General features: G+C 42.0%; 4 protein-coding genes. 1 reads left to right on the top strand and 3 read right to left on the bottom strand.

Going from position 1 to position 2,676, the window contains the following annotated elements:
- The coding region (locus tag AC52RT_RS07110; RefSeq protein WP_495540097.1) for a manganese catalase family protein at window positions 1-741 on the bottom strand (741 nt) is incomplete at its 3' end.
- A gap of 188 nt (window positions 742-929) precedes the next feature.
- Between AC52RT_RS07110 and AC52RT_RS07105 the strand changes: the two genes are divergently transcribed.
- Complete coding sequence (locus tag AC52RT_RS07105) at window positions 930-1,448, top strand: MerR family transcriptional regulator (RefSeq protein WP_495540096.1); 519 nt, start codon at window positions 930-932, stop codon at window positions 1,446-1,448.
- A gap of 6 nt (window positions 1,449-1,454) precedes the next feature.
- On the opposite strand, the gene AC52RT_RS07100 is transcribed toward AC52RT_RS07105, so the two are convergent.
- The gene (locus AC52RT_RS07100) at window positions 1,455-2,249 is read right to left on the bottom strand and encodes an ABC transporter ATP-binding protein (protein ID WP_495540095.1); all 795 of its coding nucleotides are present in this window, start codon (window positions 2,247-2,249) and stop codon (window positions 1,455-1,457) included.
- Window positions 2,224-2,676, bottom strand: a 453-nt coding sequence (locus AC52RT_RS07095; RefSeq protein ID WP_495540094.1) for an ABC transporter permease family protein, incomplete at its 5' end; no start/stop codon positions are given. The genes AC52RT_RS07095 and AC52RT_RS07100, both read right to left, overlap by 26 nt.

Here is a 2,676-nt window from a genome sequence, read left to right as displayed (position 1 = left end):
AGGAGTTACCCCTTGGAAAACCTGGCCTATCATCGTATCATCTAATCGGAAATTAAACTGTGCATTATGATACCCGAGATCCACATACTTACGGCATTCAGGGTATTTATTTAAATCATAATTAGGAATAGGGAATAGTTTTCCCCATTCAACGCCTAATGTTTCCAGCGCTTTCGCGAACGCATTTTGATGGGCATTATCTCGAACCATTAAAAAAGCTAATGTCTCACGGAAGGTTTTGTTCGAACTCATCTCATAGATTCTCGATTTCTGCAGGACACCAGTTGATTCCAGAACCACATTATTGAGTAAATCAGCCGCTAGGTTTCCGTGACTGTACACCCACGATCCATTCCACGGATTTCCTCCAGCGTCCACAGGCAGGGAACTCTGAGCAGCCATAATGTAGTGATGTGGATTGGCACTCTTCGTTGCTACTTCAAGAGGGGCTCCATTGGTTCCTCCATTCCCTACAGCATCCTCCCCAGACTCATTTAAAAGCTGATTAATGGTTGTTTGAACCAACTCTACATGGCTGATTTCTTCAAGAAATACACCACGGATTAGGTCACGATATTGTTTCTTATTCCCACGAAAGTTCGCACTTTGAAAGGAGTACTGCATCATCGTCCGCATTTCCCCAAATTGACCGCCCAAGGTTTCTTGGAGCACCTTAGCCGCTCCAGGATCAGGTTTGTCAGGAACAATCATATTGATTAAGTCTTCTTTATAAAAATACAAATTCCATTCCTCCTTGCTTTTGATTAACGTTTTACCTCTTTAGTATTATCCCAATTTTACTTTTTATCCTATAAGTTTCCATTTAACAGAGGAAAACCACTTAATTTGTAGAAATGAAACTAGTTTTGTCACCTAAGAAGGACATTAAAAGAAAACGAAGAATCCTTGTTCCTAAGGAGGGGACTAAGATGAATACAAGTACAGTGGCAAAGGAGCTCGGTATTTCGCAGAGTACCGTCCAACGATGGGTAAGCGGGGGGAATATACAAGTTGAACGAAATCAGCATGGACATTACGTCTTTTCAGAAGCTAACCTTGAAGCCCTTCGGCAAATGAAGAAGGAATTGTATAATAGCAGTGCCTCCCAGGAACAACGTGAAAAAAAAGTGAGGAAGGGTATCTTTCCAGCACAGCGTTCTGAAGAAATTCAAGCTGTCGTCACTGAAATAGAACGTAAGCTTGATGAAAAGGCCGACAGTGTTGTGTCTTATCAACTTCTCCAGCACCGAAGTGATATGGAAGAACTGCAAGACTTAATTAAACAGCTTGAAAAACGGATCCAAAAGCTTGAAAACGGTGAAATTGAAAACAGAAAAAGTGACAGCCTGACCGCTTTCAATGGAAAACCAGCTAAAAATAAGAAAGGGCGATTTTTCCAATCACTGTTTGGCTTTAATAAGAAGGAACAAAAAAATCCCTCATGTTGAGGGATTTTAAATGAGAACAGCACGATCATTATTCATTTTTTCACCTTTAATGCGTTGAAATTCCTGAAGAATCTTATCGACAGTCAGCTGTTTTTTATTGACCCCGCCTGCTTCAAATATAATTTCCCCTTTGTCCATCATAATTAAGGAATCTCCAAGATCGAGAGCCTGCTGCATATTATGAGTGACCATCAAAGTCGTAAGCTGGTATTGTCCAACGATTTTCTTCGTTAACTGGGTGATCAGCTCCGCTCTGGAGGGATCAAGTGCTGCTGTATGTTCATCAAGCAGCAGAATCTTAGGTTCAGTAAACGTGGCCATTAACAGGGATAATGCCTGCCGCTCCCCTCCTGACAGCATCCCTACCTTTGCGTTCATTCGGTCTTCAAGTCCGAGGTGCAGGGATTCAAGCCTTTCTTTGAAGAATCCTTTTCTCTTTTTCGTTACCCCAAAACCAAAACCACGAGTATTGTTCCTGCCGAAAGCAATTGCTAAATTTTCTTCTATTGTCATATTAGGGGCTGTACCCGCCATTGGATCTTGGAATACCCGCCCAATCATTCTTGACCGAACATGTTCAGGTACTTGTGACACATTCTGCCCATCAATTTGTACTTCACCAGCATCAGGAAGTAACTTGCCGGCAACCATGTTCATCAATGTCGATTTCCCGGCCCCATTGCTGCCGATGACCGTTAAAAACTCTCCCTTTTTTAATTCAAGCTGAAGATTTTGCAAAGCCAGTTTCTCATCAGGGGTTCCTTCATTAAATACCTTATAAAGTTGGTTTAATCGAAGCATCCGCTTCACTCTCCCTTTCAGAGGTATTTAAATGAATCAATTGTAATTCTTTTAATCTTTTGCTCTTACGTCCTTTTTCTTTCCGATGGGCACGGAACTGCGGCACAATAAGAGCCAGGATAACGATGATTGCTGTAATTAGTTTAACATCACCCGTTTGAAGAAATTTAACCTGCAGAGCTAGTGTCACTACAAGACGGTAGACGACTGCTCCCCCTATAACGGCTAGCGTTGCCCGGCTAATCGTACTTGAACCGAACAGAGCTTCACCAATAATAACGGAGGCGAGTCCAATCACAATAATGCCAATTCCCATTCCTATATCACTAAAGCCATTGTATTGAGCGACAAGTGCTCCTGATAACGCGACCAGTGCGTTTCCGATTGCTAACCCAAGTACCTTCATATTTTTTGTATTGGCTGAAAA

This window comes from Peribacillus sp., from assembly GCF_059453735.1.
This window is presented reverse-complemented; position numbering and strand designations above follow the sequence as displayed.